Here is a 26,478-nt window from a genome sequence, read left to right as displayed (position 1 = left end):
CCGAGCGCGCCAATTGCGTTGCGCCGGCTCCTGCCCTATAAGGCGCCACGCGCGACGGCACCCTTGGAGGCCGCGCGCAAGAGGGGCCGCAGATGCGGCTCTTTCTCTTTACGACAAACAGGAGTGCACCAATGAGCCAGTCATACGAGCTCAAGGCAGAGGTGCGCGAGCGGAGCGGCAAGGGGGCCGCACGCAGCGTGCGCCGTGAGGGCAAGGTCCCTGCCGTTATCTATGGCGACAAGAAGTCCGCCATGCCGATCGCGCTGAATTACAAGGAAGTGAACCTGAAGCTGCACGCAGGCGGCTTCTTGACCACCGTGGCGACCATCAACGTCGACGGGCAGAAGATCCGGGTCATCCCGAAGGACTTCCAGCTCGACCCGGTGCGCGACTTCCTGATGCATGTCGATTTCCTGCGCGTGTCGAAGAACACCCAGCTGACGCTGGAGCTGCCGGTGCACTTCATCAACGAAGAGGAATCGACCGGCCTGGAGCGCGGCGGCGTCCTCAACGTCGTTCGCCACACGGTCGAGGTCCACGTTCCGGCCGATGCCATTCCCGATCAGCTCGTCGCCGACCTTGCCGGCCTCGACATCGGAGACAGCATCCACATCTCCAACATCGCCCTGCCGGAAGGCGTGACGCCGACGATCAGCGATCGCGACTTCACCATCGCCACCATCGCCGCCCCGGCCGCCCTCGTCAGCGAGGAAGCGGAGGAAGACGAGGAGAGCGAGGCCGAAGAGGCCGAGGGCGAGGAGAGCGAAGGCGACGAGAGCGAAGGCGAAAAAGGCGAGGAGTAGTCTCCCCGCCCCTGCGGGTGCCTGGCCAGAAAGGGAGACTTCGTATGCTCCTCATCGTCGGTCTCGGAAATCCCGGCCGCCGCTACGCCAATCACCGGCACAATATCGGCTTCATGGCGGTGGATCAGATCCACCGCCGTCACCGCTTCTCCAACTGGCGGGCCCGCTTCCAGGGCGAGCTCGCGGAAGGCCAGCTCGAAGGGGAGAAGGCCGCCGTCCTCAAGCCGGCGACCTTCATGAACCATTCCGGCCAGTCCGTCGGCGAGGCGATGCGCTTCTACAAGCTGACGCCCGAGGACATCCTCGTCATCCACGACGACCTCGACCTTGCCCCCGGCAAGGTCAGGCTGAAGAAGGGCGGCGGGCATGGCGGCCATAACGGGCTGCGCTCGCTCGACCAGCATATCGGCAAGAACTACCGGCGCATGCGCCTCGGCATCGGCCATCCGGGCTCCAAGGAGCTCGTCAACGGCTGGGTGCTGCACGATTTCTCGCAGGAGGAACGCTCCTGGCGCGAGCCTCTGCTCGACGCGGTCGCCGACAATGTCGCCCTGCTGGCGGCCGGCGACGAGGCGAACTTCATGAACCGCGTGCATCTGGCGACCGCATCCCAGGAGGAGCCGCCTCCCCCTCCGAAACGCCCGCCCTCCTCCGGGACGGGCCCGGAGGGCCGCCATCCCGGCGCGCTCGCCGACGGGCTCAAGCGCCTCTTCGGCCGCGGCTCGTAACCTCCTCAACGCAGATTCTTTTTTCCTTTCCTGAACGGGCATTTCCATGGGTTTCAAATGCGGCATCGTCGGCCTTCCGAACGTCGGCAAGTCGACGCTCTTCAACGCGCTGACCAAGACCGCGGCCGCGCAGGCGGCGAACTATCCCTTCTGCACAATCGAGCCGAACACGGGTGAAGTCGCCGTTCCCGATCCGCGCCTGAAGACGATCGCCGAGATCACCAAGTCGGCGCAGATCGTGCCGACGCGGCTTTCCTTCGTCGACATCGCCGGCCTGGTGCGCGGCGCCTCCAAGGGCGAGGGCCTCGGCAACCAGTTCCTCGGCAATATCCGCGAGGTGGACGCGGTCGCGCATGTGCTGCGCTGCTTCGAGGACGGGGACGTGACCCATGTGGAGGGCCGCATCGACCCGATCGCCGACGCCGAGACGGTCGAGACGGAGCTGATGCTCTCCGACCTCGACAGCCTGGAGCGCCGCGTCGTCGCCATGCGCAAGAAGGCGACGGCAAAGGACAAGGAGGCACTCGCCTTCCTGCCCGTGATGGAGAAGGCGCTCGCCGCCCTGCAGGAAGGCCAGATGGTGCGCACGATCCGCGCCGGCCTTTCGCCGGAAGAGCGCGCCATCCTGCGCACGCTCGGCCTGCTGACCTCCAAGCCCGTGCTCTATGTCTGCAACGTCTCGGAGGAAGAGGCGAAGGACGGCAACGCGCATTCCAGGCGCGTGGAGGAAAAGGCGAAAGCGGAAGGCGCGGCCTGCGTCGTCATCTCGGCCGCCATCGAGGCGGAGATCGCCCAGCTCGACGCGGAAGAGCAGGCGGAGTTCCTATCGACGCTCGGCCTCGAAGAGCCCGGCCTCGACCGGCTGATCCGGGCCGGCTACGAGCTGCTCGACCTCATCACCTTCTTCACCGCCGGACCGAAGGAGGCGCGCGCCTGGACGATCCGCAAGGGCTCCAAGGCCCCGCAGGCGGCCGGCACCATCCATTCCGACTTCGAGCGCGGCTTCATCCGCGCCCAGACGATCAAGTACGAGGACTTCGTCTCCCTCGGCGGCGAGAACGCCGCCAAAGAGGCCGGCAAGGCGCGCGACGAGGGCAAGGAATACGTCGTGGAAGACGGCGATGTCCTGCTCTTCAAGTTCAACGCCTGAGATTCTCGACAAGCCGGCATTGCCGGGCCTAGAAAGCGCGATGCGCTATTTCGAGGACTTTCAGCCCGGCGAAAAGCTGCCGCTCGCCACCTACGAGGTGACCCGCGAGGCGATCATCGCCTTTGCCGCCGAGTTCGACCCGCAGCCCTTCCATCTCGACGAGGCGGCCGCCTCCCGCTCCATGCTCGGCGGGCTCGCCGCCTCCGGCTGGCATACGACGGCGATCTTCATGCGCATGATGTGTGACGGCTGGCTCCACGACACGGACGCCGCCGGCGCCGGCGGCGTCGACGAGACGCGCTGGCTGAGGCCGGTCAGGCCCGGCGACGTGCTTTCCGGCGTGTCGGAGGTCCTGGAGGTGAAGGCCTCGCGCAGCCGCCCCGGCTTCGGCACCGTCCGCTTCCGCCACGAGGTCTGGAACGGCGCCGGCGAGCCGGTTCTGAGGATGCTGAACCCGATCGCTTTCCGCTGCCGCCAAACGAGCGCGACATGAAGGCCTTCGAGGACATCGCGATCGGCGACCGCTCGGAGCTCGGCTCGCACCGTTTCAGCGCCGAGGAGATCATCCGCTTCGCCAAGGCCTTCGATCCGCAGCCCTTCCACACCAGCGAGGCGGGCGGCTCGGCGAGCCCTTTCGGCCGGATGATCGCATCCGGCTGGCACACGGCCGCCGCCTTCATGAAGCTCTATGTCGCCTTCGACAAGGAGCACCAGCGCCTCGCCGAAGCCGAAGGCGGGCGCGCCGACCATGCCGGCCCCTCCCCCGGCTTCGAGGACATGCGTTGGCGCAAGCCGGTGCATGCGGGCGATACGCTCACCTATGTGTCGGAGGTTCGCGAAAAACGCGACCTGCGCTCCATGCCCGGTTGGGGGCTCGTGATCCTGCACAACGAGGCGCACAACCAGGACGGAGAGCTGGTCTACAGCTTCACCGGCAAGGTGTTCGTGCGGCGGCGGGCGCCCGAGGCCGGCTGATGAGCGGTCCGCACGACCCGGGAGATCCCGGCCGGCCGCTCTACCTCTTCTGTCACGTGCCGAAATGCGCCGGCAGCACGGTGGAGGGCCATTTCGACCGCTACATGAAGGAGCGGCTCCTCTATCCGCCGCGCCGGCGCTCGTTCCTGCGCGATCTCGGCGGCGGCTATACCGACATGAAGAAGATGCCGAAGGAGCTCGACCGGCTCGACTTCATCGGCGGGCATTCGCTGTCGCGCAACGTCGCCTCGCTCTTTCCGGCGCGCGATATCCGCGAATGTGTGCTCATCCGCGATCCGCTCTCGCTGGCGGTCTCCTACTACAATTTCCGCAACAAGCTGGCCGATCTGCGCGGCAAGGGCACGGCGCCCTTTTCGATGGTCTACCGCTCCTTTCCGCGCGACATCGTGTGCCGCTTCATCCTCACGCGCTATGTCGGCTTCGGCTATCCGCGGCTGCTGAGCTTCGATTCGGCCCGCCGCTTCGCGGAGGTGGAAAGGCTCCTGCGGGAGTTCTGGTTCGTCGCCGGCCTGGAGCACACCAACGAGATGCTGAACGTGATCTCCCGCAACCTCGGTATCGGCGAGATGGCCGTCACCGACGAGAACGTCTCGAACCGGCCAGGCGCCCTCACCGTCGCCGACGTGCCGCAGGAAATCGCCCGGGACATCCTGGCGCGCAACCCGCTCGATGCGCTGCTCTATGCGCGCTGGAAGGACGTCAAATGGGGACCGGCGCCGGAGCCGCTGCCACAGCCGCTACCGCGCGGCGACCAGACAGGACATATCCTCTTCGAGATCCGGCGCCTCGTCGCCGGCAAGAAGGTGGACAGGCTGCGCGCCGCGACGGCGCCGGCAGGCTGAGACGTCAGGAGGCCTCGGCTGGCCCGGAGCGAGCCATCGCGGCGCTCAGTCGCCGGCGAAGCTGACCAGCGTGCGGACCGGGACGCCGAGCTCTTCGAGCTTGGCGGCTCCGCCGAGATCGGGCAGGTCGATGACGAAGACGGCGGCGGCGACGTCCGCGCCGATCTGCTGCATCAGGCGGACGGCCGCCTCGGCGGTGCCGCCCGTGGCGATCAGATCATCGACGAGGATGACGCGCTCACCCGGGAGGATGGCGTCCTTGTGGATCTCCATCTCGTCGAGGCCGTATTCCAAACTGTAGGCGATGCGCACCGTATCGTGGGGCAGCTTGCCCTTCTTGCGGATCGGTACGAAGCCGGCCGAAAGCTGGTGCGCGACGGCGCCGCCGAGGATGAAGCCGCGCGCCTCGACCCCGGCCACCTTGTCGACCTTGGAACCCGCCCAGGGCTGCACCAGCTCGTCGACGGCGCGGCGGAAGGCGCGCGCATTGCCGAGAAGCGTGGTGATGTCGCGAAACTCGATGCCGGGCTTGGGATAATCCGGAATCGTGCGAATGGCGCTTTCCAGCGTCTCGATCAGGCTTGCCATCTTACTCCGCCTTGATGTGATAGAGCGCCCAGACCATGGGGCTTTCGGCGTCCGCCGTCGCGGCAGAGCCGCCCGTGTCGCGCACGAGCCATGAAGGTCCCCGTCCCCCGAGCGCGAGGGGCTCGCCCCCGGCCTCGATTGCCAGGATCCACTTATAGCGGGCGCGGTCCTCGCCTGCGAGAGCGACATTGTAGCCGTCGAGAGCAAAGAGGGTGAGTTCCGCGCTCTCCCCAACGCCGGCCTTCCGCAGCACCGAAGCAAGGCTCGGGCCTTTCAGCTCCACGGCCTTCGGCCAGCCCTCGATCTCGGCGCGCACGCTCTCCTGCGGCAGCGCGGCCAGCATGTCCCTGTCGAAGGCATAGGCCTTGTCGAAATGCTGGTCCTGGGCGGCGAAGAGCGCGTCGCGGAAAGCCTCGAAGGGTGGGCGGTTGGAGGCCCCGACCGCGCCCGTGACGGTAAGCACCGTGGCGCCCTGCCCTGCCATGGCCCCAGACGGAGACAGCGCGCCCGTGAAAGCGCAGACGAGAGCGAGGAGCGCAAGGGCGGAACGCCAAGGGGCGCGGCGCCGCACGAGGCTGAGGGATGCGGACATCGGAGCCTGCCCTTCTTCAGAAGAAAGCCGGATGGCGGGAAAGGCAGCTTCGCCAAAGAAAAGGCCGCGGGCAAGCCGCGGCCTTGGAAGGTCGGATCGGTCCGTTCGGGCTCAGTGCTCGACGTCGGACCAGACGCGGCGCTTGGTGTAGTAGGTCAACGCCGTCAGGATCAGCAGGAAGGCGAGCACCGTGAAGCCCATCGACTTGCGGGCCTCCATGTGCGGCTCGGCGGCCCACATCAGGAAAGCGGCGACGTCCTTGGAATACTGGTCGACGGTCTGCGGCACGTCGTTGTTGGGATCCTCGTCCTCGTTCTGCGCGTAGGTGATCGCGTCGTCGAACAGGGGGGGAGGCATCGCCAGCGCCGCAGCATAGGCGTAGTGCGGGTTGTAGTACTGACCCGGCCGCACGTCCTCGCCCTCAGGCGGATCCTCGTAACCGGTCAGAAGGGCGTGGATATAGTCGGGACCGCCCTCCTGGTAGGTGGTGAAGATGTCCGTGATGAAGGTCGGAAAGCCACGCTCCACACCGCGGCCCTGGGCGATCACCGACAGGTCCGGCGGGGCGGCGCCGCCATTGGCGTAGGCCGCGGCCTTGGCATTCGGGAACGGCGCCGGGAAATAGTCGTAGGGCGCGCCGGGGCGCTCGAACATCTCGCCGGTGTCGTCCGGCCCGTCTGTCACCGTGTACTCGGCGGCAAGCGCCTTCACCTCTTCCTCGGAGAAATGCGGACCGCCTTCCCAGCCGAGCGCACGGAACGGCACCAGGTTCAGCGAATGGCAGGCCGAGCAGATTTCCCTGTAGACCTGGAAGCCGCGCTGCAGCTGCTGCTGGTCGTAGGTGCCGAATGGGCCGGAAAAGCTCCAGTCGACCTCCTCGGGCTCCTTCAGCGGAAAGTGCGGCAGGGCCTCTTCGGCCGCGGAAGCCATCGCGAAGCTGGCGAGGACGAGTGCGCCGGCAGCGGAAAGCTGCGTGATGAGCTTGAGCATGTTTTTCATGGTCTCGTTCGCTTCCCGTCTCGCATCAGCCACGACGCTCGGGCATGGCCGTCGCGCCGGCTGGCGTGGCGGGCTCACCCGGCTCGTCGGGTCTTCCCAGCACCGCCTCCGTGATGGAAGCGGGCCGCGGTTTCGGCGTCTCGATGAAGCCGAGCAGCGGCAGGATGATGAAGAAGTGGATGAAGTAGTAGGCCGTCAGGAGCTGGCCGGCGATGATGTAGCCACCCTCCGGCGGCATGGCGCCGATGTAGCCGAGGCCGATGCACACCACCACGAAGACCCAGAAGAAGATCCGGTAGAGCGGGCGGTAGGCCGCGGAAAGCACCTTGGAGGTATCCAGCCAGGGCACCAGGAAGAGGACCACCACCGAAAGGCCGAGGGCGATGACGCCTCCCAGCTTGGACGGGATCGCGCGCAGGATCGCGTAGAACGGCAGGAAGTACCATTCCGGCACGATGTGCGGCGGCGTCACCAGCGGGTTGGCCTCCACGTAGTTGTCCGGGTGGCCGAGATAGTTCGGCATGTAGAAGACGAACCAGGCGAAGACGAGGAAGAAGGCCACCAGCGCCACGGCGTCCTTCATCGTCGCATGCGGCGTGAAGGGAACGACGTCGCGGCGGGACTTCGGCTCCACGCCCGTCGGGTTGGTCTGGCCGGTCACATGGAAGGCCCAGACGTGGAGGATGACCACGCCGGCGATCATGAACGGCAGCAGATAATGCAGAGAGAAGAAGCGGTTCAGCGTCGGATCGCCGACCGAGAAGCCGCCCCAGAGCCAGGTCCTGATCGCATCGCCGACGAGCGGGATGGCGGAGAACAGGTTGGTGATGACGGTAGCCGCCCAGAAGCTCATCTGCCCCCAGGGAAGGACGTAGCCCATGAAGGCCGTCGCCATCATCAGGAGGAAGAGAACCACGCCCAGGAGCCACTGGATCTCGCGCGGCGACTTGTAGGAGCCGTAGTAGAGGCCGCGGAAGATATGAACGTACACCGCGAGGAAGAACATCGAGGAGCCGTTCATGTGCAGGTAGCGCAGCAGCCAGCCGTAGTTCACGTCGCGCATGATGTGCTCGACCGACGTGAAGGCGATTTCGCTGTTGGCCGCATAGTGCATGGCCAGCACGACGCCGGTCAGGATCTGCGAAATGAGCATGACGCTCAGGATCCCGCCGAAGGCGTAGGCGTAGTTGAGGTTGCGCGGGATCGGGTAGGAGACGAAGGAATCGTACATCAGCCGCGGCAGCGGCATGCGTTTGTCGATCCAGCGTTCGATGCCGGTCCGCGGCGTGTATTCGGATGTGCCTTGCATTTACTCGCTCCGGCCGTCAGCCGATCTTGATGGTGGTGTCGTCCGCGAAGGTCAGCGGCGGAACAAGGAGATTCTCCGGCGCCGGGCCATGACGGATACGGCCGGCGGTGTCGTAAACCGAGCCGTGGCACGGGCAGAACCAGCCGTTGTAGTCGCCCGCCTCGCCCAGCGGCACGCAGCCGAGATGGGTGCAGATGCCCACCATGACGAGGAAGGCCTCGTGACCGGCGGCGGCGCGGTTCTCGTCGGTAGCGGGCGCACCCGCCTCGAGGTTGTCGTTGCGCGCGACCGGATCCTTCAGCTCGGAGAGCTGGGTGTCCTTGGCAGCGGCGATTTCCTCGTCGGTGCGATAGCGGATGAAGACCGGCTTGCCGCGCCACACGACGGTGATCGACTGGCCCGGCTCCATCGCCGAGACGTCGACCTCGATCGAAGCGAGCGCCAGAGCCGAAGCATCCGGGTTCATCTGGTCAACAAACGGCCAGACGAACGCGACCGCGCCGACGGCCGCGAAAGCGCCCGTTGCGATCACGAAGAAATCGCGACGGGACGGCTGGTAATGCGGATCGGAAGGATCGGGATCGCTGGCGGATTCGGGAACAGTGGTCGGATATGTGTAAGACACGAATCTACCCTCAAAGGTCGGACGGCCACAGGCGGCGGGAAAGAGGCGCGGCAGGTACCGTTCCACCGGCCACGCTTGATTCCACACCCTCCGGCGCTGCGCAAGCGCGGCCTTCTATCGCCCCTTGAGCCTTTTGTCATCCCGGCCGAGGGGTGTCCAGTGATGCTTCGCCGCTCGGGCAGAATGTCGCGCGCGACGGTTTGCGCCCTTGCAGGCGGTCGGCGCGCTTTCGCCTAAGCCGTTTCCAGATCGGCCAGAAATCCGCCGGACTGGCGGCTCCAGAGTCGCGAATAGACGCCGCCGCGGGCGATGAGAGCCTGATGGGTGCCGCTTTCCACGATGCGCCCGCGCTCCAGCACCACCAGCCGGTCCATTGCCGCGATGGTTGACAGCCGGTGAGCGATCGCAATCACAGTCTTTGCTTCCATGAGGCGCTCCAGATTCTCCTGGATCACCGCCTCGACCTCCGAATCGAGCGAGGAGGTCGCCTCGTCGAGGACGAGAATCGGGGCGTCCTTCAACAGGACGCGGGCAATGGCGATCCGCTGACGCTGTCCGCCGGAGAGCTTGACGCCGCGCTCGCCCACATGCGCCTCGTAGCCGTGCCGGCCGCGGCTGTCGGCGAGAGCGCCGATGAAGTCCTCCGCCTCGGCGGCGCGGGCCGCCTCGCGGAAGGCTTCCTCATCCGCGTCGGGGCGGCCGTAGACGATGTTGTCGCGCACGGAGCGATGCAGGAGGGAGGTATCCTGGGTGACGACGCCAATGGCGCTGCGCAGCGAGCGCTGCGTGACGGAAGAGATGTCCTGGCCGTCGATCAGGATGCGCCCGCCTTCGAGGTCGTAGAAGCGCAAGAGGAGGCTCACCAGCGTCGACTTGCCGGCGCCGGAGACACCGACGAGGCCGATCCTCTCGCCCGGCCGCACCGTCAGGGAAAGGTTCTCGATGACGCCGGAGGGCCGGCCGTAGTGGAAGGTGACGTTCTCGAAGCGAATCTCCCCTCCCCCGACGGCGAGATCGGGCGCGGCGGGCGCATCCGTCACCTCGTAGCTGCGCGACACCGTCTCCAGCCCGTCCTGCACGACGCCGAGATTGCGGAACAGGGATGAGAGCTGAAACATCACCCAGCCGGACATGTTCGACAGGCGCATGGCAAGCGCGAGCCCGGTCGCGATGGCACCGACGGTGATCGCCCCTCCCTGCCAGAGAAGAAGCGCCACCGCGGTGATCGCGGCGACCATGGCGGCGTTGAGAAGCGACAGGACGATGCGAATCGTGGTGATGCGCCGCGTCAGCCGGTAGAGCCGCGCCACGAAGGTGGAAAGCGCCGAGCCGACGAACGCCTCCTCGCCGTCATCCTCGGCGAAGAGCTTCACCGTCTGGATGTTGGTGTAGCTGTCGACGATGCGCCCGTTGACGATCGAACGCTGGTCGGAGACGAGCTTGGAGGCGGCGCGGATCTTCGGGATCATCAGCGAGGCGAGCACGACATAGCCGATGAGCCAGAGAGCGGCGGGCAGCATCAGCCGCCAGTCCGCCTCCGCCAGGAGGAAGAGCGCGGAGACGGAAAAAACCGCGACGAACCAGAAGGTCTCCACCAGGCCGGTGACGAACTCCGACAGAGAGATGCCCGTCTGCATCACCTTGTTGGCGATGCGGCCGGCGAAATCGTTGGAGAAGAAGGAAAAGCTCTGCCGGAGCACGTAGCGGTAGTTCTGCCAGCGGACCATGTTGGCGAAGTTCGGCGAGATGGTCTGCTCGCTGAGGAGGCCGTTGAGGATCATGAAAGCCGGGCGCAGGACGAGCACGACGAAGCCCATCCCCGCCACCACGGCGCCGTGGTCGGCCCAAAAGGTCGCCGGGTTGGCCTTGGAGAGCATATCCACCAGCCGCCCGATGAAGGCGAAGATGAGCGCGTCGGTGACAGCCACGCCGAGGCCGGTGAAAAGCAGCGCGCCGAGCGGCCAGCCGAGCTGGCGGACATAGTGCCGGATGAAGGCGAAGGTGCCCTGCGGCGGTGCGCCGGGCGCTTCCCGGAAGGGATCTACGAGCCGCTCGAAGAAGGAGAACATGGCGGCCTATATGGCCCCTTCATGCACCGGCGAGAAGATGCGCCGGCTGAATGCGCGAAAGTGAGCCGATGATCGACCTTGCCCTCTATCAGCCCGACATCGCCCAGAACGCCGGGGCGATCCTGAGGCTCGGCGCCTGCCTCGGGGCGGCGGTGCACATCATCCATCCGGCGGGATTCGCGCTCAGCGACCGCAACCTGAAGCGCGCCGGCATGGACTACCTGCAGATCGCCGCGCTGAGCGAGCATGCGGATTTTTCCGCCTTCGAGAGCTGGCGGATCGCCGCAGGACGGCGTCTCGTCGCCCTCTCCTCCCGGGGCATCGCCACCCTGCCCGGCTTCGCCTTCCGCGACGGCGACATCCTGCTTCTGGGGCGCGAATCGGCCGGCCTGCCGGACGGCGTGCGCGAGGGGGCCGATGCGCTCGTGCGCCTGCCGATCCGGCGCGAGACGCGCTCGCTCAACGTGGCGAATGCCGCCTCGATCGCGCTCTTCGAAGCGCTGCGGCAGACAGGCGGCTTGCCCGGGCCCGGCTAGCTCAATCGGCTGTCGGAAGCCGGCGCATGGTGAATTCGATCTCGCCGGTCTCCAGCTCGCGCCAGCTTTCCACCTCGCTCTGATAGGCGGCCTTCGGAAAACGCTTGAGGAATTCGCGCGCCCGCTCGCGCGCCTTGCCGCGCGGCAGCACGAAGGTCTCGCGCCGCCACAGATCGAGGCCGGCCGGATCGCCCGCCCTCCCCTTCCTGCGAAAACCTTCCCTCATGGCGCCCAACCCTCACGCGAAGCCGCCTTCGGAGATTATAGCGCGGCGTGCAGGAGAGTGGGAGTCGGCGCGCCTCAGCGCGCCTTCCTGAGCGACATGCCCATCGCCACCCAGGCCGTGCCGATGACGATCAGGTCGACCGCGAGGAAGATGCCGAGCGCCCAGAGGCTGGAGGCGGGCCAGCCGATGAGGATGATGACGCCGATGAGAAGCGTCAGCAGCGCGGAGACCAGCACCCAGCCCCAGAGCGACTGCGAGCGCATGGAAAGGGCCAGCATGAGGCGCACCAGACCCGCCGCGACGAGGACGACGCCGAGGACCCAGGTCAGTACCACCGCCGCGAAGATCGGCGCGATGAAGACCGCGACGGCCGCGACGACATAGAGCGCGCCCAGAAGCACCCAGAGGAAGAAGCGCGACCAGCGCCGCGATTGCAGGCCCTGCGCGATCTCGGCGATGCCGGAGACGAACATCATCACGCCGATGAGATAGACGCTCGCCACCGTGGCGGTGACGATGGCGACGAGCGCCAGGAAGCCGCCGACAAGGGCCACGAGGCCGAAGCCGACGATCCAGCCCCAGTTCTGCGACAGCGTGGAACGAAGCTCGGGCTGGTCGCGCGGCGCGACGGCCGGGTGCGTCTGGCTCATGGCAATCTCCTAATCGGTGCAAAGTCCGGGTGCGGGGCAACATACTCCCGGCCTCAGCAACTCGGCCGGCCCCGCTCGGGTTGCGCTCATATTGCCGCAGAACGGCCCATCCGTTAATCGCGGTGCATGAGCCGCAACAATCATCTCTACCGCCCGAACCTCGAAGCGATGTCGCCGCCGGCGGATATCGAAGGCAAGAAGGCGCGGGCGCGCGCCTGGTTCGAGACGCTGCAAGGCGAGATCTGCGCCGCCTTCGAGAAGCTGGAGGATCTCCTGCCAGGCGACGCGCCGCATGGCGAGGAGGCGGCCGGCCGCTTCGAGAAGACGCCCTGGGAGCGCAAGGATCATTCCGGCGCGCCCGGCGGGGGCGGCGTCATGGCGATGATGAAGGGCCGCGTCTTCGAGAAGGTGGGCGTGCACACCTCCACCGTCTTCGGCGAGTTCGCGCCCGAATTTCGCGCGCAGATTCCCGGGGCCACGGAGGATCCGCGCTTCTGGGCCTCGGGCATCTCGCTGATCGGGCATTTGAAGAACCCGCACGCCCCGGCCGTGCACATGAACACGCGCATGGTGGTGACGAGCCGGCAATGGTTCGGCGGCGGCGCCGATCTCACCCCCGTCCTCGACCGGCGGCGCGTGCAGGAGGACCCGGACACCCAGGAATTCCACGCGGCGATGGCGGGCGCCTGCGATTGCCATGAGAGCGTCGACTACGCGCACCTCAAAAGCTGGTGCGACGACTATTTCTTTTTGCCGCATCGCGGCGAGGCGCGCGGCATCGGCGGCATCTTCTTCGACTACCTCAATAGCGGCGACGGCAGCGAGGAAGGCTTCGAACGCGACCTCGCTTTCGTGCAGGAGGTGGGCAGGCATTTTCTCGACGTCTATCCCCGCCTCGTCGCCCGCAACTTCGCCGGCGTCTACAGCGAGGCGGATCGCGACGAGCAGCTGGAACGGCGCGGGCGCTATGTGGAATTCAACCTCCTCTACGACCGCGGCACGATCTTCGGCCTGAAGACCGGCGGCAACATCGCCTCGATCCTTTCCTCCATGCCGCCCGTGGTGAAGTGGCCCTAGGCGGGCGGGCAGAACGGGCCTAACCGGCGATCTCCTCAAGATACTGGTCGGCGAAGTCGGTCTCGATCTCGATCCAGAGCGGGCTGTGGTCGGACATCTGCCAGGTCCGCCACTTCTTGTAGAGCGCGTCGAAGGTCTTTGCCTTGTACTTCTCGTTCTTCTCCGGGTCGGCCGCCGGCAGGAGGTGCTTGTAGAGCGCCTTGTCCTCGGCGTTGTTGCGGAAGACGTCGGAATACATGTCGACGATGCCGCCCGCCGTCACCTTGAAGCGGTCGTCCTTCACGCGCGTGGCGATCTGGTCGTAGAAGTGATCGCCCTTCTTGCGCACCGCCTCGCCGTCGATGGCTTCCGGCACCACGAAGCCCTCGCTTTTCAGCGCCTGCATGGTCTCGTGCTCCGGGCTCTTCACGTTGAAGTCGCCAAGGAGGATGTAGTTCTCGGGGTTTCCGCGTGCGTCGAGCTCGCGCCGGTTCTGCTGGTCCTGGCGGGCGGCGAAGAACTTCACCAGCCGGCGGATCTCCTCGATGCGGCGCTTGAGCTTCTCGCCGCTGTCAGCGCCGAAATAGATGTGCACGGTGCACAGGCTGAACCTAAACCAGCCGGACTGGAAGGCGACGAGGAAGGGCGTGCGGGCAAACTGCTGCTTCACTTCCCTGAATTCCTTCTTCACCGCCTTTTCCTCGGTGGCGGTCATGTCGGGCTCGGCGTCGTCGCTCTTCACCCGGCTGCGGCTGACCACGAGCTGGCCCTCCGGCAGCACCACCTCGCCGGCGATCCTGCGGAACCAGACCTTTTCGGTGTTGTAGACGAAGGCCATGCGCTCGCCGTTGCCGCCCGGCCCCTCGGTCGTGTCGGTGGCGATGTAGTCCCATTCGCGGCCGAGGATCTCCATCACCTTGCGCAGCGGACCGAGGTCGCGATTGACCTCCTGAATGGCCACGAGGTCGAAGCAGGAGATGATTTCGGCGATGTAGTAGAAGGTCTCCGGCAGGCGCGGGCCGTAGCCGAAATGGTTGGAATCGAAATCGCGGATGTTCCAGGTCGCCAGGAGCAGCGCGCTGTCGCGCCGGCGCTGACGCAGGGGCGCGAGGCTCTTGCGCATCTTCAGAAGACGGGCCGCGCAGCGCGTGGCGGCTTGCCTGTCCTTGCGGCGAAGTCGGCGCAGGCCAGTGTAATTGTTGCTCACTTCATCCTCCGAGCCACAACCGCCCAACTGCCCCGCCAAGTATTGGCGCGTTCAAGGCCGAGGTAAAGCTTTAATACAACCGAAACGTGCATTCTTCTGCTTCGGGCGCGGCCGATCCATGGCGACAAGCGGCCACAGAAGCCCGATTGGCGATTGAAACCTTCGGCCGAGCGCTCACATTGGCTATGGACCACGTCCACAGTCGAAGGAGGAAATCATGAAGACGATCACCTGCGGCGAGCTCGTTCCCGGCTGCGAGTACAAGGCCCGCGCCGAAACCGAGGCCGATCTCCTCTCGAAGGTCTCCGAGCATGTGCGCTCGGCGCATCCGGACATCCAGATGACGCCGAAGATGGTGGAAAAGGTGAAGGCCAAGATCCACGACGAATAAGGGCGCGGATTTTCCGTAGTCCGAACGGCCGGCGGAGCGACATGCCCGCCGGCTCCCGCCTCAGTCGCGGGCCTCTAGTCGCTGGCCTTTGTCGCGAGGGCGAGAAGTTCCTCGCGCGGCAGGGCGAAGCCCGAATCGACCCAGCGTCCCTCGATCTCCGCCAGAAGCCTGCCTAGGGCGGGCCCTTCCTTGTGGCCGGCCTCGATCAGATCCTTGCCGGAGAGCGGGAAAGCCGGCCTTTCATAGGCCCGGGCAGTCTCCAGCTGGCGCTTCAGCGCGGTCGCCTTCTCCGCGTTCTCCTCCTCTCGCGCGCGGGCAAGAGCCAGGAGCAACCGGTCGCATACCGGCTCGCTCCCCCATTCATAAAGAAGCTTTGAGAGCGCCTCTGGCGAGAGCGACGGATCGGCATCCGGCGCATCGGCCCAGGCGCGCAGGCGTTCGGCCTCCCTGCGCGACAGGCGAAGGCGGGTGGCGAGCTGGTCGATGCGCGCATGATGCGGCGGTATGATCGCCATCAGCCGCGTCAGCGGATCGGGCGCGAGACCCTCCGCTTCCTCGGCGACCACGGTGCGGTGGATGGCGTCGATGCCCCAGCATTCCGGCAGCGCCTTGGCGAGGACAGCGGTGGTGCGCATCCAAAGGAGCGCGCGCGAGGGATCGGGCGCGGCAAGCAGCCGCTTCAGCTCCGACCAGACGCGCTCGGCCGACAGCGTCGCGATGCCCGCCTTGAGCCGCGCGCAGGCCTTCAGCCCATCCGCATCCGGGCGGCCCGATCCGTACCAGGCGAAGAAGCGGAAGAAGCGCAGGATTCTCAGATAATCCTCGCGGATGCGCTCCTCCGGATCGCCGACGAAGCGGATCACCCGCGCGGCGAGATCGGCGTAGCCGCCGTGCGGGTCGAAGACATGGCCCTCGCCGTCGCAATAAAGTGCGTTCAGGGTGAAGTCGCGCCGCGCCGCATCCTCGGCCCAGTCCTCGGTGAAGCGCACGACGGCATGCCTGCCATCCGTCTCCACATCGGCGCGCAAGGTGGTCACCTCGAAGGGTTTTCCATGCGCAACGACGGTGATGGTGCCGTGCTCGATCCCCGTCGCGACCGGCTTCAGCCCGGCCGCATCGGCCCTCGCCATGACCTCCTGCGGATGGTGGATGGTGGCGAGATCAACGTCGCTGACCGGATCGCCGAGGAGGGCGTTGCGCACCGTGCCGCCGACGATGCGCGTCTCGTTCCCGCCGCCCAGCGCCGCGAGCACCGCCTTCAGCGCGGGATCGTCCAGGAAGGTATGGCCGGCAAGGCTCGGCAGGCTCAAGGCGTATCTCCATAAAGCTCGTCGGCGAGCATCTTCACGATGCCGGCCGTGACGCCCCAGATGTAGCGATCCTCCCAGGGCATCTCGAAGAAGTTGCGCCGCATCCCCTGCCAGACCCGGCTGTTCTGGCGATGGTTCGCCCGGTCCATCAGGAAGGCGAGCGGCGTCTCGAAGGCGTCGGCGACCTCATGCGGATTGAGGGTGAGGCGCACATCCGGCTCTACAACGGCGAGGATCGGCGAAATGCGAAAGCCCGAGCCCGTCAGATAGTCGGGGGCCCGCAGGACGACCTCGACGGCCGAGCGCGGCAGGCCGATCTCTTCCTCCGCCTCGCGCAGCGCGGCCTCCTCGGCGCTCTCGCCCGCATCCACCTTGCCGCCGGGAAAGGCGATCTGGCCGGCGTGGCTGGAGAGGTTCTCGGTGCGCTGGGTGAGGATGACCATGGCCCCATCCGGGCGATCGACCACCGGCACCAGCACGGCCGCGTCGCGCCGCTTGACGCGCCTGAAATGCTCGACAAGCTCCGGGTTGAAGCTGTGATCGCCGAATTCGCGCGGCGAATGGGCCTCCGCCTGGAAGGCCCGCTCCGCCCGGCGCCGGAAATCGGCGGCGGTGTATACATCCTGCCTCATGCGCCGGAGCTTTCCTCGCCGATCTGCGGCAGCGCGAAGAAGGCGCCGCCCGAGACGACACCGAGCCGGCCCTCCCGCTCCTCGGCAAGCCCGATCAGATCGTGCGTCAGCGCGCGGGTGAGGAGCGCGTCGAGACGGCCGCGCACGCGCAGATAGGGCTTGAGGCCGAGCGTGCCGTCCTCGACCTCGAAGCGCAGAGGATGATCCCGGTCGGCGACGACCAGATCGTCGGCATTGGTGCGGAAAGTGATTCGACGCCCCTCGCCCTCGCCTTCCGCCGCCATCTCGACGGCGAGAAAGGGCGCGTCGTCGACGGCGATGCCGATCTTTTCCACCGGCGTGACGAGGACGAATTCGCCGTCCTCCTCGCGCCGCAGCACCGAGGCGAAGAGCTTAACGAGCGCCGGCCGGCCGATCGGCGTTCCCATGTAGAACCAGGTGCCATCGGCGGCGATACGCATGTCGATCCGCCCGCAATGCGGCGGATTCCATTTCTCCACGGGCCTTGCGGGAGCACCTTCCTCGGCCCGCTTCATCAGGGCGGCGAGGCTCGCCGGCAGCTTCGGATTTGTCGTCATCTCCCTTTCCATCGACGGCCTGGAGCCCATTTCCCTCATGAGAAAGTGAATGCTGCAACGCCCCCGGCATGACACAATCTGCCGTGAAAACGAAGCGGGCTGCGGTGAAAACGAAGCACGGCGCAGCAGGTGCCAAAGACAGGTCAGACAACGTGACAGGCAAGGGCGAGGCGGAATGAGCGCAATCGTGCAGCCGGAGACGAACCCGGAAGAAATCGTCCGCGAGGCGGAGGAGGCTGTCGATCTTCTCGGGCGGGTGCGCGCGGCCGTCGGCCGCGTCATCTACGGCCAGGACGTCGTGGTGGAACGCGCGCTGACCACCCTCCTTTCCGGCGGCCACGGCCTGGTCGTCGGCGTGCCGGGCCTTGCCAAGACGAAGCTCGTGGAAACGCTCGGCACCGTTCTCGGCCTTGAAGCAAGGCGCATCCAGTTCACCCCGGACCTCATGCCTTCCGACATCCTCGGCGCGGAGGTGCTGGAGGAGAGCGGCGAAGGCCGGCGCGCCTTCCGCTTCATCCGCGGCCCGATCTTCGCCCAGCTTCTGATGGCCGACGAGATCAACCGCGCCAGCCCGCGCACCCAGTCCGCGCTGCTGCAGGCGATGCAGGAGCAGCATGTGACGATCGCGGGCCAGCGCCACGACCTGCCGCAGCCCTTCCATGTGCTCGCCACGCAGAACCCGCTGGAGCAGGAGGGCACCTATCCCCTGCCCGAGGCGCAGCTCGACCGCTTCCTGATGCAGATCGACATCGCCTATCCGGGCATCGAGGCCGAGCGGCGCATGCTGATGGAGACGACCGGCGCGCGCGATGCGGAGACGGAGACCGTCCTCGACGCGGAACGCCTGACGCGCATCCAGGCGCTGGTGCGCAGGATGCCCGTCGGCGAGAGCGTCGTGGAAGCGATTTTGAAGCTCGTGCGCTCGGTGCGCCCGGGCGAAAGCGACACCGCGCTTGCCGAAAAGCTCTCCTGGGGCCCCGGCCCGCGCGCCAGCCAGGCACTGATGCTGACGGTGCGCGCCAGGGCGCTCCTCGACGGCCGGCTCGCGCCTTCCCTCGACGACGTCGACGCGCTTGCGATGCCGATCCTGCAGCACCGCATGGCGGTGACCTTCGCCGCCAGGGCGGAAGGCACGACGGTGCAGGACGTCATCCGCAGCGCCCAGAGCGAGGTGCTCTGACACGGATGGCAGCTGACGCTACCCCCGTTCGCCACGACGACATCGCCGAATCCAGGCGGCTCGCCTCGCGCTTGCCCGATCTTCTGGTCGCGGCGCACAGGGTGGCGGCGAACGCTATGTTCGGCTTCCACGGACGCCGCCGCCCCGGCGCGGGCGAAACCTTCTGGCAATTCCGCTCCTACCAGATGGGCGAACCGGCTAAGCGCATCGACTGGCGCCGCTCGGCCCGCGACCATCACCTGTTCGTGCGCGAGCGCGAATGGGAGGCGCTGCAGACCGTCTGGCTGTGGCCGGATCTTTCGCCCTCCATGCATTTCCGTTCCCGGCTCGCCGAGCAGGAAAAGCGCGAGCGCGCCCTCATTCTCGTGCTGGCGCTGGCCGAGCTTCTGGGAAGAGGCGGAGAGCGCGTCGGCGTGCCGGGCCTGATGCCGGCGCGCCCCGGGCGCGACCTGCCGGAGCGTTTTGCACAGGCGCTGCTGCGCGCGCCGGCGGACGGCGAATGGCCGGACCTTACCGCGGCACGGCGCTTTTCGGAGGTCGTCATCGTCTCCGATTTCCTTGCCGATACCGAAACGATCCGCGAGCGCCTCGCCAGGGCCGGCGAGCGGGCACTGCGGCTGCATCTCCTGCAGGTGTTCGACCCCGCCGAGGAGAGCTTTCCCTATGACGGGCGGCTGGAATTCGAGGATCCGGAGACCGGCTCGATATGGCTCGCCGAGCGGGCCGACCTTTTAAGGGAGCGCTATCAGGAGCGGCTTCAGGCGCACCGGGCCGAGATCGCCAAGATGGCGCAGCGCGCCGGCTATTCCTTCTGCGTGCACCATACCGACAGACCGGCTTCGGAAGGCCTCCTGGCGCTGCAATCGAGCCTGACGGCGCCCGTCGAGCCGCGGCTGACGGCATGATCTCCAACCTCGCCTTCCTCTCCCCCTGGATGCTCGCCGGCCTCGCCGTGCTGCCGATCCTGTGGCTGATCATGCGGATGACGCCGCCGCGGCCGGTCCGACAGATTTTTCCGCCGACGCGCATCCTGCTCGGCCTGCAGGCGGAGAACACCACACCGCGCCGCACGCCCTGGTGGCTGACGGCACTGCGTCTTCTGCTCGCCGCGCTGATCGTCGTCGCGCTGGCCGAGCCGGTCCTGCGCCCGCAGGAGAATCTCGCCGCGCCGCGCCAGGGACCCCTCCTCGTCCTTCTCGACAATGGCTGGGACACGGCGCCCGATTTCGAGACGCGGCGCGAAGTGGCGGCCCGGCTGATCGACGAGGCCGGCCGCGCCGACCGGCCGGTGGCGCTCGCCGCGACGGCGGGCGAGGCGAATGCCGACATCGCCGCCGGCACCGCGGCGGAAGCCTCAAGGCGGCTCGCCGCCATCGAGCCGCATCCCTATCCCGCCGACCGCGGCGCCCTGCGCGGCCGGCTCGCCGAGCTCTTTCCCGCCGGCTCGACGGAGGTCGCATGGATCGCGGGTCCGCTCGACGGCGGCGACGCGGCCGCCTTCGCCGAAACGCTCGCGCGGATCGACGACGATCCCTTGATGATCGCCTCCTCGGCCGCGCTCTCGGTGCTGCGCCCGCCGCACAATGCCGCCGACAACGCCGAGATCACCGTCTCGCGGGTCGGCCCGGCGCTGGACGTGACGATCGCCGGCTTCGATTCGGAAGGCCGCAGGATGGTGGAGATGCCGGCCAGCCTTTCGGCCAATGGCGACACCAAGGTCACCGTCTCCCTGCCGACCGAGATGCGCAACGAGATCGCCCGCTTCGCCATCGATGGCGAGCGGAGTGCCGGTGCCGTGCAGCTTCTCGACGGGCGCTGGCGGCGCAAATCCGTCGGCCTCATCTCCGGCGAAGGCGGCGGTGCCGCGCAGCCGCTCCTCGCGCCGCTCACCTATGTGGAGCGCGCCCTCTCGCCCTATACCGACATCCGGGAGGCGAGCGCGGAAACGGTGCCGGAGGCGATCGACCAGCTTCTCGACGCCGGCATCTCCGTCCTCGTCCTCACCCAGACCGGCAACCTGCCGCCGGAGACGGTGGAGCGGCTGAAGACATGGATCTCGGCCGGCGGCACGCTCTTGCGATTTGCCAGCGCCAACATCGCCGCGAGCGATCCGGAGCTCCTGCCCGTGCGGCTGCGCGAGGGCGAGCGCTCGCTCGGCGGCTCGCTCTCCTGGGACGAGCCGCAGCCGATCGGCCGGCTCTCGCCCGAGAGCCCCTTTCGCGGCATAGATATCCCGCAGGATGTGCGCATCCAGCGGCAGATCCTCGCCGAACCGGGGTCGCTGAACGAAGCCGAGACCTGGGCCGAGCTTCGCGACGGCACGCCGCTCATCACCGCCACGGAACGCGGCGGCGGCCGCATCATCCTCTTCCACGTCACGGCCGATCCGCGCTGGTCGAACCTGCCGATCGCCGGCGCCTTTGTCGACATGCTGCGCGCCGTCGTCGATACCTCGCAGGCCGCCGTGCGGCTCCAGAGCGAGAGCCGCGGCACAGCCGCGACGGCCGCGGCGCAGGCCGCGTCGACGCGAACCGCCCCCTGGCGTCCGGCCTCGATGCTCGACGGCTACGGCAGGCTGCGCCCGCCAGGACCGGAAGCCTCGCTGGTGGCCGACATCGCGAACTCTCTGCCGAGCGCGATGACGCCTCCCGGCCTGTATGAGCGCGGCGGGGACGTGCGCGCCCTCAACGCCGTCGACGAGGAGACCGACCTCACCCCGCTCCGCCCTGCCTCGCTCGCCTGGGGCGGGCGCGTCGGCTCACTGGCGCCGCAGCGCGCCGAGCCGCTCTGGCCATGGCTGCTGGCGGCCGCCGCCCTCCTCGCCGCACTCGACGCCATCGCCGCGCTCGCCCTTTCCGGACGGCTCGTGCCGCGCCGGACCGTGACGGCGGGCCTCATCGTGCTGGCCGCCCTCGTCATCGCCACGCCGCACACCGCCTCCGCGCAGGAAGTCTCGGCCGACGAGGCGCTGGCCGGCACGCTCTCCACCCGCCTTGCCTATGTCGTCACCGGCGACGACCTGGTGGACGAGACGAGCCGGGCCGGCCTCAGGGGCCTTACGGAATACCTCTCCACACGCACGGCGCTGGAGCCCGGCGATCCGGTCGGCCTCGACCTTGCGAGCGACGAGCTGTCCTTCTACGCCCTCATCTACTGGCCGATCAGCGCCGAAGCGGAGCCGCCGGACGCGGCGGTGATGTCCAAGGTCGACGCCTACATGAAGAACGGCGGCACCATCCTCTTCGACACGCGCGACGCCGGCGACCCGATGCCGAGCTCGGCCGTCACCGCGACGCCGGAGACGCAGGCGCTTCGCCGGCTTCTCGGCGAGATCGACGTGCCGCCGCTGGAACCCGTGCCGCCGGACCATGTGCTCACCAAGGCCTTCTATCTCCTCGGCCAGTTTCCCGGCCGCTGGGACGGCTCGGAACTCTGGGTGGAGGCGCTCTCCGACCAGCCGACGGAGAGCGGCCGGCCGGCGCGCGGCGGCGACGGCGTGTCGCCGATCATGATCACCGGCAACGACCTTGCAGCCGCCTGGGCGATCTCGGCCGACAACCAGTTCCTCTATCCGACCGTGCCGGCCGATCCGCGCCAGCGCGAGCTTGCCTTCCGGGCCGGCGTCAACATCGTCATGTACACGCTCACCGGTAACTACAAGGCCGACCAGGTCCACATCCCTGCCCTTCTGGAGCGGCTTGGCCAGTGACCCGTTTCGCCGTCGACTTCGAACCCCTCATCGCCTGGTGGATGATCGCCGGGCTGGGAGGGCTGCTCGCCCTCCTCGGCCTTTACGCCCTCTTCCGGCGCCTGCCCGGTGCGTGGCTGCGGCTGCTCGCGGCCGCGCTTCTCGTCGTCGCACTGGTCAATCCGGTGCTGCAACGCGAGGAGCGCGATCCCTTGCCTGCCGTCGTCGCCCTCGTCGTCGACGAGAGCGGCAGCCAGGGAATCGGCGAGCGGCGCGCGCAGACCGAAAGCGCCGTCGCGGCGCTGAAACAGCGCATCGCCGCTCTGTCCGGCTTCGAGTTGCGCGAAGTGCGCGTGGGCGATGCGCCGGACGACACGGGTACCGCCCTCTTCGGGGCACTCTCGGAAGCCCTCGACGATGTTCCGCCCGACCGCCTCGGGGGCGCCGTGATGGTCACCGACGGCATCGTCCACGACACGCCCTCGGATCCGGCGAGCCTCGGCCTCGGCGCGCCGCTTCACGCCCTCATTACCGGTGAGGAGGACGAATACGACCGCCGCATCGTCCTCGACAAGGCGCCGCGCTTTGCGATCCTGGGCGAGAATCAGAGCCTCACCTACCGCGTCCTCGACGACAGGCTCGCCCCGGGCCAGCGCCTCAGGGTCACGCTCAGGATCGACGGGCGCGAGGTCGCCACCGACATGGCCGGCGCCGGCGAGAGCGAGACGATCGACCTGCCGATCGACCATGCCGGCCGCACCATCGTGGAACTGGAGGTGGAGCCGGCCGAGGGGGAGATCACCACCGACAACAACGTCGCCGTCGCCGAGATCGACGTGGTGCGCGAGCATCTGCGCGTCCTCCTCGTCTCCGGCGAGCCGCATGCGGGCGAGCGCACCTGGCGCAACGTGCTGAAGGCCGACGCCGCCGTGGACCTCGTCCACTTCACCATCCTGCGACCGCCGGAAAAGCAGGACGGCACGCCGATCCACGAGCTGTCGCTGATCGCCTTTCCGACGCGCGAGCTGTTCTCCGAGAAGATCGACGAATTCGACCTCATCATCTTCGACCGCTACCAGCGCCGCGGCGTGCTGCCGATCCTCTACTTCGACAACATCGCCCGCTATGTGCGCGACGGCGGCGCGGTGCTGATCGCCGCCGGGCCCGACTATTCGACGCCGGCGAGCCTCTACCGCACGCCGCTCGGCTCCGTCCTCCCGGCCGAACCGACGGGCGAGGTGCTGGAGGAGCCCTACCGGCCGAGCGTCACCGAACTCGGCACGAAGCATCCCGTTACTCGGGACCTGCCCGGCGCCGCCTCCGACCCGCCCGACTGGAGCCGCTGGTTCCGCCTCGTCGATACCGAGGTCATCCGGGGCGACGTGCCGCTGCAGGGCGCGAAGGGGCGGCCCCTCCTCGTCCTCTCGCACGAGGATCGCGGGCGTATCGCCATGCTCCTTTCCGACCATGCCTGGCTGTGGGCCCGCGGCTTTGAAGGCGGCGGGCCGCATGGCGCGCTTCTGCGGCGCATCGTGCACTGGCTGATGGGCGAGCCGGAGCTGGAGGAAGAAGCTCTGAGCGCCGAGGCCGAGGGCAGCAGCCTGACGGTGGAGCGGCAGACGCTCTCCGACAATCCGCCCGCCGTGACGGCGACCGGGCCGAACGGCGAGACGGAAGACGTGCCGATGGAGCGGGCCGAGCCCGGCCTGTGGCGCGGCAAGATCGAGAACGCCGATCTCGGCCTTTACAAGGTGAGCGACGGCAAGCTGACGACGCTTGCCCATATCGGCACCGCCGATCCGGTCGAGTTCCGCGAAGTGACGAGCACCACGGAGCGTCTCGCCCCGGTGGCGCAGTCGAGCGGCGGGGCGGTGGTGCGACTTGCCGAGAATGGCGGCTCGATCCCGCGCATCGCCGCGGTCTCGCGCCGGGCGGCTGCGGCCGGCTCCGGCTGGATCGGCTTCAAGCGCTCCGACGCGACCATCCTCAAGAGCGTCGACCGGCTGCCGCTGTTCGGCGGGCTTCTCGGCCTTGCGCTCATGATCGGCGCCTTCGCGGCTCTCTGGTGGCGCGAAGGACGCTAGCTCGCAGGCCGGCAGAAGCCCGGAACTGCCTCATAGCGTCGCGGTTTTCCCAAAAGCACTGGATGGACCACGGTCACATCCTAAATTGCGAATGTCATGCGCCGCTTTTTTGCGCGGCCTTCACCGACACCCAAGAGGATATTCCATGAAAGCCCCCGATATTTCACTGAAGCATCTCCAGCGCGCCCTGACGATGGAGCTGACGACGGTCAACACCTACCTTCTGCAGGAGCGCAAGCTCGACGACTGGGGCGTCGACCGGCTCGCCAAGCGCATGCGCGAGGAGATCGACGAGGAGCGCGAGCACGCCAACATCTTCCTGACGCGCCTGCTCTTCCTGGAAGGCAAGCCGGACGTCCATACCCTCGACAAGATCGACCAGCCGAAGGACGTCAAGCACATCTTCCAGACCCAGCTGGAGATGGAGGAAGAGGCGATCGAGTATTACAGCAAGGCCGCCCGCGAGTGCCAGGACGCCGGCGACATCGGCACCTCCAACCTCTTCATGACCATCCTTTCCGACGAGGAAGAGCACGTCGATTTCGTCGAGGAGCAGCAGGACCTGATGGAGATGCTCGGCATGCAGCTCTACATCTCCCGCCAGGTCTCCTCCGCCGCCGAAGAGGTGGACGACGACTGAGCGCCGGCGCTCGTAAAGCGAGGCGGAAAGGGGCGCGCCGCGCCCCTTTTTTATTGCCGCCGCTCAGCGGAGCCTGCCGGCTTTATTGCCCGCCGCTCAGCGGAGCCTGCCGGCGACCATACCGGAGAGGCTTGCGCCGACGCCTTCCTCCAGCTCGGCGACGAGCAGCCGCTTCGGATCGCACGGGCCCGGCATCCTCACCCGGCCCGGCGGCAGCGGCACGAAGCCGAGCGGGCCGTAATAGGGCGCATCGCCCACCAGGATGACGAAACGGATGCCGATCTTTCGCGCCTCCAGGAGCGCATGGCGCACCAGCGCCTTGCCGTAACCGCGGCTCTTCAGCGGCGGATCGACCACCAGCGGCCCCAGGAGAAAGCCCGCGTCCGCACCGACCGTCACCGGCGTCAGGCGTACCGAAGCCGCGATCGCGCCATCCAGCAGAGCAACGAAGGAGAGCTCGGGGGCATGCGGGGCCTGCTCGCGCACGCGGAAGGCGGCGCGCGCATAGGCGCCCGGGCCGAAGGCGGCGGCGATCAGAGCGGAGATGGTCGGCTCGTCCTCCGGCGCTTCCGGCCGGATGAGGATGTCGGACATTTTGGGGAATCCTGGAACTTCGAAAAGACCGGCCGCAGCCTTCGGCGCACGGCAGCGACACCGCCGCTCAGCAGCGGGGCATGCCTCGTCGGAGACGCGCAATAGAGATCCTTGGTTCCATGGGGCGCGCCTCTATCACAGCCCTTCCGGTGCCGCAATCTTTCCCGAAGCTGCGCGATGCGCGAACAGTCCTTTCACCGCCCTTGCGGGGCGCCCGGCGCTTGCGGCGCCCATGGGCCGGCCTACCTGTGGCCGAGCTTTTCCCTTGGAGGGCAAGATGATCGACATTCGTCCCTTTTCCAGCCTCGGCGCCGCCGACCATGGCTGGCTGAGCACCAGGCACCATTTCTCCTTCGCCGAGTACCACGATCCGGCGCGCATCCATTGGGGCGCGCTCAGGGTCTGGAACGACGACACGATCGCGCCGAAAGGGGGATTCGACCGCCATCCCCACCGCGACATGGAAATCATCACCTATGTGCGCAAAGGCGCCATCACCCATCGCGACCATCTCGGCAACGAAGGGCGCACGGCGGCCGGCGACGTGCAGGTGATGAGCGCGGGAACCGGCATCGCGCATGAGGAGTGGAACTTCGAGAACGAGGAGACGCAGCTCTTCCAGATCTGGATCCTGCCGACCGCCAAGGGCGGAGAGCCGCGCTGGGCAAGCGCCTCCTTCCCGAAGGCGGAGCGTGCCGGCCAGCTCGTTCCCCTCGCCTCCGGTAACTGCGAGGAAGGCGCCCTTCCGATCCGCCAGGACGCGACGCTCTACGGCGCGACGCTGACGCCGGGCCAATCCCTGCGGCACACGCCCCAGGAGGGCCGCTACATCTATCTCGTGGCGGCCGCAGGCTCCGTCACGGTCAACGGCAAGGAGCTGCAGGCCGGCGACGGCGCGGCCATCCGCGAGGAGGCCGAACTCGTCATCGCGCATGCAGGCGATGCAGAAAGTGCCGAGATCGTTCTGGTCGAGGTGCCGCGCCTTCGTTAAGAGGCAGGTAGGGC

General features: G+C 67.6%; 28 protein-coding genes. 15 read left to right on the top strand and 13 right to left on the bottom strand.

What is annotated here, in order from left to right; all coding sequences use genetic code 11:
- The first annotated feature begins 131 nt into the window (after window positions 1–131).
- The 6 genes from CLD20_RS16630 to CLD20_RS16605 are packed head-to-tail and all read left to right on the top strand — an operon-like array spanning window position 132 to window position 4,519.
- Entirely contained in the window at window positions 132–803 is a 672-nt protein-coding gene (locus tag CLD20_RS16630; RefSeq protein WP_224407784.1) for a 50S ribosomal protein L25/general stress protein Ctc, read from the top strand.
- Between the two features lie 44 nt (window positions 804–847).
- Window positions 848–1,531, top strand: coding sequence for an aminoacyl-tRNA hydrolase (pth, locus tag CLD20_RS16625; RefSeq protein WP_224407783.1), 684 nt, complete (start codon window positions 848–850; stop codon window positions 1,529–1,531).
- Between the two features lie 46 nt (window positions 1,532–1,577).
- A complete protein-coding gene (ychF, locus tag CLD20_RS16620; protein WP_224407782.1) occupies window positions 1,578–2,681 on the top strand; it encodes a redox-regulated ATPase YchF in 1,104 nt (367 codons plus the stop codon).
- 40 nt (window positions 2,682–2,721) lie between these two features.
- Window positions 2,722–3,174 (top strand): MaoC family dehydratase, encoded by a 453-nt coding sequence (locus CLD20_RS16615; RefSeq protein ID WP_224407781.1) that lies wholly within the window; start codon window positions 2,722–2,724, stop codon window positions 3,172–3,174.
- The gene (locus CLD20_RS16610; RefSeq protein ID WP_224407780.1) at window positions 3,171–3,656 is read left to right on the top strand and encodes a MaoC family dehydratase; all 486 of its coding nucleotides are present in this window, start codon (window positions 3,171–3,173) and stop codon (window positions 3,654–3,656) included. Before CLD20_RS16615 ends, CLD20_RS16610 begins: the two co-directional genes overlap by 4 nt.
- Window positions 3,656–4,519: a sulfotransferase family protein gene (locus CLD20_RS16605; RefSeq protein WP_224407779.1), complete on the top strand. Its 864-nt coding sequence runs from the start codon at window positions 3,656–3,658 to the stop codon at window positions 4,517–4,519. The genes CLD20_RS16610 and CLD20_RS16605 overlap by 1 nt, the downstream gene beginning before the upstream one ends.
- A 45-nt stretch (window positions 4,520–4,564) precedes the next feature.
- Here the strand turns inward: CLD20_RS16605 and CLD20_RS16600 are convergent, their stop codons facing one another.
- From CLD20_RS16600 to CLD20_RS16575, 6 genes are all read right to left on the bottom strand, one after another.
- Window positions 4,565–5,107: an adenine phosphoribosyltransferase gene (locus tag CLD20_RS16600; RefSeq protein ID WP_224407778.1), complete on the bottom strand. Its 543-nt coding sequence runs from the start codon at window positions 5,105–5,107 to the stop codon at window positions 4,565–4,567.
- A 1-nt stretch (window position 5,108) separates the two neighbouring features.
- Entirely contained in the window at window positions 5,109–5,699 is a 591-nt protein-coding gene (locus CLD20_RS16595) for a hypothetical protein (protein ID WP_224407777.1), read from the bottom strand.
- A gap of 111 nt (window positions 5,700–5,810) precedes the next feature.
- Window positions 5,811–6,689 carry a cytochrome c1 gene (locus tag CLD20_RS16590; protein WP_224407834.1) on the bottom strand — a complete coding sequence of 293 codons (879 nt, stop codon included), beginning with the start codon at window positions 6,687–6,689 and terminating at the stop codon, window positions 5,811–5,813.
- 34 nt (window positions 6,690–6,723) lie between these two features.
- Entirely contained in the window at window positions 6,724–8,007 is a 1,284-nt protein-coding gene (locus tag CLD20_RS16585; protein WP_224407776.1) for a cytochrome b N-terminal domain-containing protein, read from the bottom strand.
- A 16-nt stretch (window positions 8,008–8,023) separates the two neighbouring features.
- Entirely contained in the window at window positions 8,024–8,632 is a 609-nt protein-coding gene (petA, locus tag CLD20_RS16580) for a ubiquinol-cytochrome c reductase iron-sulfur subunit (protein WP_224407775.1), read from the bottom strand.
- Between the two features lie 233 nt (window positions 8,633–8,865).
- Window positions 8,866–10,701, bottom strand: coding sequence for an ABC transporter ATP-binding protein (locus tag CLD20_RS16575; RefSeq protein WP_224407774.1), 1,836 nt, complete (start codon window positions 10,699–10,701; stop codon window positions 8,866–8,868).
- Window positions 10,702–10,751: 50 nt separating this feature from the next.
- Between CLD20_RS16575 and CLD20_RS16570 the strand changes: the two genes are divergently transcribed.
- Window positions 10,752–11,237, top strand: coding sequence for a tRNA (cytidine(34)-2'-O)-methyltransferase (locus tag CLD20_RS16570; protein ID WP_224407773.1), 486 nt, complete (start codon window positions 10,752–10,754; stop codon window positions 11,235–11,237).
- Window position 11,238: 1 nt separating this feature from the next.
- Here CLD20_RS16570 and CLD20_RS16565 read toward each other — a convergent pair whose 3' ends face one another.
- Both CLD20_RS16565 and CLD20_RS16560 read right to left on the bottom strand, forming a co-directional pair.
- Entirely contained in the window at window positions 11,239–11,463 is a 225-nt protein-coding gene (locus tag CLD20_RS16565; RefSeq protein WP_224407772.1) for a hypothetical protein, read from the bottom strand.
- Between the two features lie 74 nt (window positions 11,464–11,537).
- On the bottom strand, window positions 11,538–12,113 hold the full coding sequence (locus tag CLD20_RS16560) for an HdeD family acid-resistance protein (protein WP_224407771.1): 576 nt from the start codon (window positions 12,111–12,113) through the stop codon (window positions 11,538–11,540).
- Window positions 12,114–12,239: 126 nt separating this feature from the next.
- On the opposite strand from CLD20_RS16560, the gene hemF reads away from it, so the two are divergent.
- Window positions 12,240–13,190: an oxygen-dependent coproporphyrinogen oxidase gene (gene hemF, locus CLD20_RS16555; RefSeq protein WP_370636924.1), complete on the top strand. Its 951-nt coding sequence runs from the start codon at window positions 12,240–12,242 to the stop codon at window positions 13,188–13,190.
- Between the two features lie 19 nt (window positions 13,191–13,209).
- Here the strand turns inward: hemF and CLD20_RS16550 are convergent, their stop codons facing one another.
- Entirely contained in the window at window positions 13,210–14,376 is a 1,167-nt protein-coding gene (locus CLD20_RS16550) for an endonuclease/exonuclease/phosphatase family protein (RefSeq protein ID WP_224407770.1), read from the bottom strand.
- A 217-nt stretch (window positions 14,377–14,593) separates the two neighbouring features.
- On the opposite strand from CLD20_RS16550, the gene CLD20_RS16545 reads away from it, so the two are divergent.
- Window positions 14,594–14,767, top strand: a complete 174-nt coding sequence (locus CLD20_RS16545; protein ID WP_224407769.1) for a DUF1059 domain-containing protein — start codon at window positions 14,594–14,596, stop codon at window positions 14,765–14,767.
- Window positions 14,768–14,841: 74 nt separating this feature from the next.
- Here the strand turns inward: CLD20_RS16545 and CLD20_RS16540 are convergent, their stop codons facing one another.
- From CLD20_RS16540 to CLD20_RS16530, 3 genes are read right to left on the bottom strand one after another with little or no spacing between them, the layout of a single operon-like run.
- Window positions 14,842–16,077, bottom strand: coding sequence for a CCA tRNA nucleotidyltransferase (locus CLD20_RS16540; RefSeq protein WP_224407768.1), 1,236 nt, complete (start codon window positions 16,075–16,077; stop codon window positions 14,842–14,844).
- A complete protein-coding gene (locus tag CLD20_RS16535) occupies window positions 16,074–16,709 on the bottom strand; it encodes a CoA pyrophosphatase (protein WP_224407767.1) in 636 nt (211 codons plus the stop codon). Before CLD20_RS16535 ends, CLD20_RS16540 begins: the two co-directional genes overlap by 4 nt.
- Window positions 16,706–17,299 (bottom strand): DUF1285 domain-containing protein, encoded by a 594-nt coding sequence (locus tag CLD20_RS16530; protein WP_370636925.1) that lies wholly within the window; start codon window positions 17,297–17,299, stop codon window positions 16,706–16,708. Before CLD20_RS16530 ends, CLD20_RS16535 begins: the two co-directional genes overlap by 4 nt.
- A gap of 163 nt (window positions 17,300–17,462) precedes the next feature.
- On the opposite strand from CLD20_RS16530, the gene CLD20_RS16525 reads away from it, so the two are divergent.
- The 5 genes from CLD20_RS16525 to CLD20_RS16505 all read left to right on the top strand — a co-directional run bounded on the left by CLD20_RS16525 (window position 17,463) and on the right by CLD20_RS16505 (window position 24,879).
- Window positions 17,463–18,467: a MoxR family ATPase gene (locus CLD20_RS16525; RefSeq protein ID WP_224407766.1), complete on the top strand. Its 1,005-nt coding sequence runs from the start codon at window positions 17,463–17,465 to the stop codon at window positions 18,465–18,467.
- 5 nt (window positions 18,468–18,472) lie between these two features.
- Window positions 18,473–19,372, top strand: coding sequence for a DUF58 domain-containing protein (locus CLD20_RS16520; protein ID WP_224407765.1), 900 nt, complete (start codon window positions 18,473–18,475; stop codon window positions 19,370–19,372).
- On the top strand, window positions 19,369–22,176 hold the full coding sequence (locus CLD20_RS16515) for a DUF4159 domain-containing protein (protein WP_224407764.1): 2,808 nt from the start codon (window positions 19,369–19,371) through the stop codon (window positions 22,174–22,176). Before CLD20_RS16520 ends, CLD20_RS16515 begins: the two co-directional genes overlap by 4 nt.
- Window positions 22,173–24,239 (top strand): hypothetical protein, encoded by a 2,067-nt coding sequence (locus tag CLD20_RS16510; protein WP_224407763.1) that lies wholly within the window; start codon window positions 22,173–22,175, stop codon window positions 24,237–24,239. The genes CLD20_RS16515 and CLD20_RS16510 overlap by 4 nt, the downstream gene beginning before the upstream one ends.
- 145 nt (window positions 24,240–24,384) lie before the next feature.
- Window positions 24,385–24,879 carry a bacterioferritin gene (locus CLD20_RS16505; RefSeq protein WP_224407762.1) on the top strand — a complete coding sequence of 165 codons (495 nt, stop codon included), beginning with the start codon at window positions 24,385–24,387 and terminating at the stop codon, window positions 24,877–24,879.
- Between the two features lie 96 nt (window positions 24,880–24,975).
- Here CLD20_RS16505 and CLD20_RS16500 read toward each other — a convergent pair whose 3' ends face one another.
- Entirely contained in the window at window positions 24,976–25,473 is a 498-nt protein-coding gene (locus CLD20_RS16500; protein WP_224407761.1) for a GNAT family N-acetyltransferase, read from the bottom strand.
- A gap of 277 nt (window positions 25,474–25,750) precedes the next feature.
- Here CLD20_RS16500 and CLD20_RS16495 point away from each other — a divergent pair, with 277 nt between their 5' ends.
- Window positions 25,751–26,464 carry a pirin family protein gene (locus tag CLD20_RS16495; RefSeq protein WP_224407760.1) on the top strand — a complete coding sequence of 238 codons (714 nt, stop codon included), beginning with the start codon at window positions 25,751–25,753 and terminating at the stop codon, window positions 26,462–26,464.
- The last annotated feature ends 14 nt before the right edge of the window (window positions 26,465–26,478 follow it).

It is taken from the genome of Afifella sp. IM 167 (genome assembly GCF_020144925.1).
Classification (GTDB): Bacteria; Pseudomonadota; Alphaproteobacteria; order Rhizobiales; family Afifellaceae; genus Afifella.
This window is presented reverse-complemented; position numbering and strand designations above follow the sequence as displayed.